Genomic DNA, 7,544 nt, shown 5'->3' on the forward strand with positions numbered 1-7,544 from the left:
CCCCCCCCCCCCCCCCCCCCCCCCCCCCCCCCCCCCCCCCCCCCCCCCCCCCCCATTTTAGATGTGTATAAGAGACAGCTGCAGGAATGATCTTTAAAGACATTATTTCACCTAAATTAAATAATTAAACCCAGCACACTCTTTAATGTTAAATAACAATTAACCTATTCATCCAAGAAAACGCCGCCTTGAATTTTCATTCAATCAAAAAATTATAAAAGATAGAACCACTGATAACCCAATAGCCTCACAAGTAGCATGCAATTCAGTTCTAGCCATTGACCTTATATCTAATCCCCGGCAATAACTTGAGATTGCCATTTCAAGCCAACCCCTTAAATAGAGTTTGCGACCCGCCTTTTATTAGCAACCTATCGATCGCAACTTATTGATCTGATTGGATAAAATTTCAGAAACGAGATTTCACAGGGATCCCAGGGGAAGCCATCGAGGAGCAAAAATGGAGTGCAAGGCCCAAACCAAGCACGGTGAGATTGTTAAATGGGCTTTAGAAGGCAGATAGCGGCTCAACTGGGCAGGCCATGCCGTCTTTGGCATGAACAGGGTCTGCTAAACGAGGTTTGCAGACCCTCCCAAGCGCGCTGGCGATTGCTGCGTTACCAGCTGGTGTGTCAACACCTGCTGCACACCCGAATTGGCCGCGCGCTAAAGAACGAATCCCGAGGCTCAGAACTGATAGGTTGCCGTTACCCTGGCCGAACGGCCTTCGCCGTATTCAACGGCCGAGGAACGCGACTGCTCGCCCAGGCGCTGGCGCACGCCGGCCACATAGGCCTTATTGCCGATGTTTTCGAGATTGAGCCTGAGCTTCCATTGCCGGTTGAGTTCATAGCCGACCATGGCGCTGTGCACCCAATAGGCAGAGAGTTTCCCATCGCCTGCCGAGGTGACATTGCGCGTGCCCACGAAGCGCACCCCATAGCCCACCGTCCAGCCTTGGGGCAATGCATAGGTGGTCCACAGGTTCAGCGAATGGCGCGGCGTATTGCCCAGCGCCTGGCCCACACGCGCAGGCTCGTTCAATGACTTGAGGGTCTTGCTGGCCATGAAGGTGTAGTTGGCGAAGACATCCCATTGCGGCGTCACCTTGCCTGCGGCACCGAGCTCCAGCCCGCGCACGCGCTGCTCTCCGGCCAGCAGATAGCTGCCATCGGCCATCTGCTCACGGGCATTGGTCTTGTCCACCTGGAACAGGGCGCCGGTCAGCGCCAGCTGGCGGTCCAGCACATCCCACTTGGTTCCCAGTTCCAGGCTGGTGTTCTTCTCGGGTGCCAGCGAGGCCGTGGCCGCATCCAGGCCCGAGCCCGTGGAGACCAGGAATTCGGCGGAAGGATTGAAGGCCGTACCGTAGGCCAGGTAGATGCGGCCATTGTCGGCGGGCTTGAAGCTCAGGGCCGTGCGGCCGCTGAGCCGGCCGTCGGAGCTGTCCACCGAGGTGCGCACGCCAGCGGCCGTTGTGGCGTTGGAGCGCCCGTCGATCCAGTCATAGCGCAGGCCCAGGTTCAGATCCCAGCGCGGACCCAGCGCAATGGAGTCGGTGGCATACAGCGCGCGGGTGTCCAGGCTGGTTTCGTTCCTTCCGCTGTTTTGCAAGTCCGTCGTGCCCGTCCAGTATCCGGGCGGACGGGCCAGCGGATAGCCGCCGGCCGGGAACTGCCGGTTGATGTTGTAGGAAGAGGTGGTGCGGTCATAGGTCTCGCGCGCGATCTCGAAGCCCGTGATCAGCGTATGCCCCAAAACGCCTGTGTCGAAGCGCTGGGTCAGGTTGGTCTGGTTGATCCACAGGGTGGTGGCCGCATCGCGGCCATAGGCCTGGGGCCCTGCGGGCCGGTAGTAGCCAGGCTGCATGCCCCGGAGATCGACATGCGAGGCAGAGATCACGGTATCGCGGCTCAGCCGCGAGTAGCGCGAGAGGTTCTGCAGCTTGGCGCCCGAGGCGAAGTCATGCTCGATCTTCGCGGTCAGGGCATTCTGGCTGATCTTTTCCCGGTCAAGGTTGCGCCAGCCGAAATAGGCATTGCGCGAGACGCCATCGAGCATCTTGCCGCGAAAGGCCGGCACGCCAAAGTCGGGAAGATTGTCATCGTTCTGGTGGAAGAAGCTGAGAGTCACGCGCGTGGGCGAATTCAATCCCAGGGCCAGCGAGGGCGCCACACCCCAGCGCCGCTTGAAGATGGTGTCGCGCCCGGCCACGTCGCTGTCATGGCCCATGAGGTTCAGGCGCATGGCGGCCTTGCCGCCAGCCAGCACCCGGTTGGTGTCGAGCGTGAGGCGCCGGTAGCTGGCCGTGCCCAGGCCTGCGTCGGCCTCGGTGAAGTCATGGGCCTTGGGCTGCTTGCTGATCAAGTTGATGCTGCCGCCCGAGGTGCCTGCCCCGCCAAAGACCGAGTTCGGGCCCTTGATGACTTCGACAGACTCCGTGTTGAAGAGGTCGCTGCGGTTGTTCTGCCCACTGTCGCGCAGCCCGTCGATCTGCAGGTTGGCGTTGGCGCTGAAGCCGCGGATGTTGATGCTGTCGCCAGAGCCTGCACCGCCCTCGCCCGCATTGAAGGTGATGCCCGACACATTGGACAGCGCCTGCTGCAGGCTCAGGGCGTTCTGCTCCTGGAGCACCTGCCCCGGTACCACCGTAATGGTCTGGGGCACGTCCAGCAGCGGCTTGGCGTACTTGACCGAGTCGGATGCCTCGGTGCGCGAGCCGGTGGTGCGCGGCCCCGAAACGGTGACCGGCGCCAGCTGGACCTGGCGATCCTCAGGGGGCACCTCCTGCGCGTATGCGGGTGTGACCAGCGCCGCAGCGAAGACCGAATAAAGGCATGACTGGGGGCCGGAGACAAAAGGTCGGGAACGGCAATCTGAAGTGCGCATGGCAAGGGCCTTTGTTGAAAATGGAAATCATTTGCAACAAGACCTTTCCCAAGCAATCAGATCCGTCTGATTCTGGTGTTCAGACCTCGATTTCAGGCGTTTTCGCTTGCGTCGATCAGCGCGCTCCCGCCTCCTGCAGCAGCCGCTCCACCTCATGCTGGCTGCGCTGGCGGGCGTGGGCCAGGGCCGTGACGCCGTCCTTGTCGGGCAGGCTGAGGTCCGCCTTCGCCGTGATCAGCTGGCGCACGATGTCCTGGTAGCGCGGGCCACCATCGCCCAGCAAAACGGCTTCGAGCAGGCAGGTCCAGCCCAGCCGGTTCACATGGTCGGCCCGCACACCGGCAGCCAGCAAGGCCTGCACGGTATCGACGTGGCCGCGCTCGCAGGCGGGGATCAGCGCCGTGCCGCCGTAGCGGTTGACGCTTTGCAGGTCGGCACCATAGGACAGTGTCATGCGCAGGATTTCCAGCCGGCCCAGGGCACCGGCCAGCAGATAGGCGCTGTCCTGCAGGTCGTTCTTGAGATTGGGATTGGCCCCGTGGACCAGCAAGGAGCGCGCGACCTCGACATGGTTGCCGCGCACGGCCAGCAGCAGCGGAGTGTTGCCCTGCGGATCACGCACATCCACCGGCGCGCCGCGCTTGAGCCAGTCGCGCACCTGCAGCGCTTCGCCCGCCTGGGCGGCCGCCAGCAGCGCGGGGCCGAATTCGGGGCGGTTCACCACACCCTCCTGCGCCTTGGCCGCGTCGCGGCCCTCGGCGGCGGCGGCAACGGCCTGGGCCTCCTGCGCCTGGACATCCGCCAGTCCCGCCGCAAGGCAGGCCGTCAGAATCGCCGCGTGCCGGCCCTGCGCGCCGGATCGGGAAACAGCATGGTGCATACAAGCCCTCCTGGAAAACACTGTGGTGCGGCAAGCGTACGGCAAGCCCGGGCGATTGCAGGCGAACCCGGGGTGCCGCCCGTCAGTTTCATTCAGGAACTATAGCGGCATCGCCTGATCCCACGCGCTTTCCCTGGGCTCGGCCCGCGCTGGAAAGTCTCCGCGCGCCAGCCGACCTCGAACGAAAGGAGACCCGTTCCCGTGCCTCGCAATCAACGCCGTGCCGCCCGCTGGCTGGCCGCAGCCGCCACCGCCCTCGCCGTCCTCACCACCACCCTGGCCCCGGCCGTCGCCCATGCGCGCGAGTTCGTCAGCGTCAAGGGCACCAGCGTCAATGTGCGGCAGCAGCCCACCACGCGCTCGGCCACGCTGTGGGAACTGGGCAAGGGCTATCCGCTGCAGGTGGTGCAGCGCAAGGGCCAGTGGCTGCGCGTCAGGGACAACGAGAGCACGCTGGGCTGGGTGCATGCGCCGCTGACCGGCAAGACCCCGCACATGGTGGTGACCGGGCGCACCGCCAACCTGCGCGCCGGCCCGGGCCAGAACCATCGCGTGGTGGGCAAGCTGGCTGAAATGGAAGTGGTGCGCACGCTCAGGAAACAGGGCTCCTGGGCCCAGGTCCAGCGCGACAACGGCCAAAAGGGCTGGGTGGCGCGCAGCCTGACCTGGGGCTGGTGACCTGGGCTGATTACCTGGACGTCTGGCTGACGTTCAGCCGTTGACAACGACCTGCGCGCGCGGCGCATAACCGTGGTTCAGCGGGCCATGGCCGGCGCCCGTGAACACATCGGCGCCGGCCGCAATCGCGCCCAGGATGTACTCGCGCGCCTGGGCCACGGCCGCCTCCAGCGGCAGGCCCAGCGCCAGGTGAGAGGCAATCGCCGAAGACAGCGTGCAGCCCGTGCCGTGCCCGTTGTGCGTGGCAATGCGCTGCGACTGCAGGCGCAGCCGCTGGCCGTTGCCATGGCCCAGCAGGTCCACCACCAGATCGCCCGGCAAGTGCCCGCCCTTGAGCAAGGCGGCAGGCGCGCCCAGCGCCAGCAGTTCCTGCACGGCGCCGTCCAGTGCATCTATGCCCTCAATGGAGCGGCCCAGCAGCAGTGCGGCCTCGTCCAGATTGGGCGTGACCACGGTGGCCAGGGGGAACAGCTCGCGCACCAGCACGGACGCGGTTTCCGGCGCGATCAGCCGGTCGCCGCTGGTGGCCACCATCACGGGGTCCAGCACCACGTTGCGCAGCTGGTGTCGGCGGATGGCATCGGCCACCACCTGCACCACCTCGGGCGTGGCCAGCATGCCGATCTTGACGGCGTCGGCGCCGATGTCCTCGACCACCGCATCGATCTGGCCGCGCAGTATGTCCACGGGAATGCCGTGGATGCCGCTGACGCCCAGCGTGTTCTGTACGGTGATGGCCGTGATGGCCGTCATGCCGTAGCAGCCCAGGGCGCTGCAGGTCTTGAGGTCGGCCTGTATGCCGGCGCCGCCGCCGCTGTCGGAGCCCGCGATGATGAGCACGCGGGCATAGCGCTTGCGCGCGGCGGGAGCCGGTTCGGGGGATGCGGCGGTCGAAGGGGAGTGGTCGGCAGTCATGGGCGAAAATTATCACCCATGCGCATGGTCAATACCGGCAGCTGCGGGATGTGCTGTAATGCCTGCTGACGGACGAAACAGGGGTGTCCCGTCGGTGAAACAGGGCCTGGCCCGCCTCACCGATGCGTGACTGAGAAACACCCTGGGGCCCCGGGGCGACCAGCCCCCTGCCGCACAAGCCTGCACCACAGGCACCTTGCCGCGCAGCGCCCCTGCACCCGATCCAGGTCATGCTGGCGTGGGGAGTTTCAATCAATCGGGGTGGTACGCCGCGTTTTGTCCAGCACATGCCCTGTGCGCGGACAGCCGGCCGGCAGTCCCACGGGCATGGGCGCACTTGACCACCAGATGCACATGTCCGTTCTACAAGCTTCTTCCCGCATCGCCATTCTGGGCGGCGGCCTCATGGGCCGGCTGCTGGCATTGGCGCTGGCCCGTCGCGGCCACGGCATTGCCGTATACGACGCCCACGGCCCCGAAGGCGATGGCGCCGCGGCCCGCGTGGCAGCCGCCATGCTCGCGCCCCTGGCCGAATCGGCCATCACCGAGCCCGGCGTGGTGCGCATGGGCCAGCACGGCCTGACGCGCTGGCCCGAACTGCTGGCCCAGCTCGATGCGCCCGTGTTCTTCCAGCAAAACGGCACCCTCATCCTCTGGCACCGCCAGGACGCGGGCGATGCCCAGCGCTTCTTCGGCCTGCTGGAGAAAAACCGCCGCATCAACCCCAGCCTTCCCGCGCTGCAGCCGCTGGCCGACCAGGCCCTGCACGACTGCGAGCCCGCGCTTGAGCGGCGCTTTGCCCAGGCCATGTACCTGCAGGGCGAGGGCCAATTGGACAACCGCCAGCTGCTGGCCTCACTCCACGCCACGCTGACCCGCCTGGGCGTGGAGCAGCACTGGAACCAGCCGCGCGAGCTGGCCGACTTCCGTCCCGGCACGCCGGGCCAGCCCGACTGGGTGCTGGACTGCCGGGGCCTGGGCGCACGCGGCCAGTGGCCTGCGCTGCGCGGCGTGCGCGGCGAGGTGGTGCGCATCCACGCGCCCGAGGTCACGCTGCAGCGGCCCACGCGCCTGATCCATCCGCGCTACCCGATCTACATCGCACCCAAGGAGGACCACCTCTTCGTCATCGGCGCCACCGAGATCGAGTCCGACGACATGTCGCCGGCCAGCGTGCGCTCCACGCTGGAGCTGCTCAGCGCCGCCTACACCGTGCATCCGGGTTTTGCCGAGGGCCGCATCGTCGAGATCGCCACCCAGTGCCGCCCCACCCTGCCCGACAATCTGCCGGCCGTGCGCTGGAGCGCGCCGCGCGTGATGGAGGTCAACGGCCTGTACCGCCATGGCTTCATGATCGCGCCGGCCATGCTGGACGTGGTGCTGGAGCTGCTCGACAGCGGCGATTCCGAACTGGCCCGCCGCTTCGATGTTGCCGTCGAGCATGCGCCATCGCAGCACAAGGCAGCCGCCTGAACGGCACGCACGGCACTTTCACGCACAACAGACCGGACATGCATGCAGGGTCGCCAGGCCCGGCCCTGCCTAAGATCGAACAAGCCCCCGTACCCGCCTTTCGTTTCCCCCCAGCCGCCATGAACATCACCATCAACCAGCAAGCGACCGAACTGAGCGACGGAGCCACCGTGGCCGACGCGCTGGCCCAGCTTGCACCGCGCCCGCCCTTTGCCGTGGCCATCAACACCGTCTTCGTACCCAAGGCCCGCTATGCCGAGCAGGCGCTGAACGACGGCGACCGCCTCGAAGTGATCTCGCCGGTGACCGGCGGCTGATGCCCCATCCGACTCTCCCATTGCCTCACGCCATGACGACTTCCGCCTCTTCCTCCGACGACAGCCTGGTCCTGTACGGCCAGCGCTTTGACAGCCGCCTGCTGCTGGGCACCTCCCGCTACCCCTCGCCCGCCGTGCTGGAAGCCGCCGTGCAGCGCGCGCGCCCGGCCATGGTCACGGCCTCGCTGCGCCGCCAGGGCAGCAATGCCGCCGAGACCGGCGCCAGCTTCTGGGAACTGCTCAAAAAGCTCAACGTGCCCGTGCTGCCCAACACCGCCGGCTGCATGACCGTGCAGGAAGCCGTGACCACGGCCCAGATGGCACGCGAAGTCTTCGAGACGCCCTGGATCAAGCTGGAGCTGATCGGCGACGACTACACCCTGCAGCCCGAC

General features: G+C 65.9%; 6 protein-coding genes and 1 pseudogene. 4 read left to right on the forward strand and 3 right to left on the reverse strand.

Features of this window, described 5'->3' with window-relative positions; translation table 11 throughout:
* Positions 1-687 precede the first annotated feature (687 nt).
* Entirely contained in the window at positions 688-2,889 is a 2,202-nt protein-coding gene (locus JHD82_RS28260; RefSeq protein WP_199140178.1) for a TonB-dependent siderophore receptor, read from the reverse strand.
* Positions 2,890-3,004: 115 nt separating this feature from the next.
* Positions 3,005-3,769 (reverse strand): ankyrin repeat domain-containing protein, encoded by a 765-nt coding sequence (locus tag JHD82_RS28265; RefSeq protein WP_012205134.1) that lies wholly within the window; start codon positions 3,767-3,769, stop codon positions 3,005-3,007.
* 201 nt (positions 3,770-3,970) lie between these two features.
* On the opposite strand from JHD82_RS28265, the gene JHD82_RS28270 reads away from it, so the two are divergent.
* Positions 3,971-4,447 (forward strand): SH3 domain-containing protein, encoded by a 477-nt coding sequence (locus JHD82_RS28270; protein WP_199140180.1) that lies wholly within the window; start codon positions 3,971-3,973, stop codon positions 4,445-4,447.
* Between the two features lie 33 nt (positions 4,448-4,480).
* Here JHD82_RS28270 and thiD read toward each other — a convergent pair whose 3' ends face one another.
* On the reverse strand, positions 4,481-5,362 hold the full coding sequence (gene thiD / locus JHD82_RS28275; protein ID WP_199140182.1) for a bifunctional hydroxymethylpyrimidine kinase/phosphomethylpyrimidine kinase: 882 nt from the start codon (positions 5,360-5,362) through the stop codon (positions 4,481-4,483).
* 354 nt (positions 5,363-5,716) lie between these two features.
* Here thiD and JHD82_RS28280 point away from each other — a divergent pair, with 354 nt between their 5' ends.
* The 3 genes and pseudogenes from JHD82_RS28280 to JHD82_RS28290 all read left to right on the forward strand — a co-directional run.
* Positions 5,717-6,835, forward strand: coding sequence for an FAD-dependent oxidoreductase (locus tag JHD82_RS28280; RefSeq protein WP_080518239.1), 1,119 nt, complete (start codon positions 5,717-5,719; stop codon positions 6,833-6,835).
* A gap of 119 nt (positions 6,836-6,954) precedes the next feature.
* A complete protein-coding gene (gene thiS, locus JHD82_RS28285; RefSeq protein WP_012205130.1) occupies positions 6,955-7,152 on the forward strand; it encodes a sulfur carrier protein ThiS in 198 nt (65 codons plus the stop codon).
* Between the two features lie 32 nt (positions 7,153-7,184).
* Positions 7,185-7,544: pseudogene (locus tag JHD82_RS28290) on the forward strand (thiazole synthase); the annotation flags it as partial.

The sequence above is a fragment of the Delftia sp. ASV31 genome, from assembly GCF_016428765.1.
Taxonomy (GTDB): domain Bacteria; phylum Pseudomonadota; class Gammaproteobacteria; order Burkholderiales; family Burkholderiaceae_C; genus Comamonas; species Comamonas acidovorans.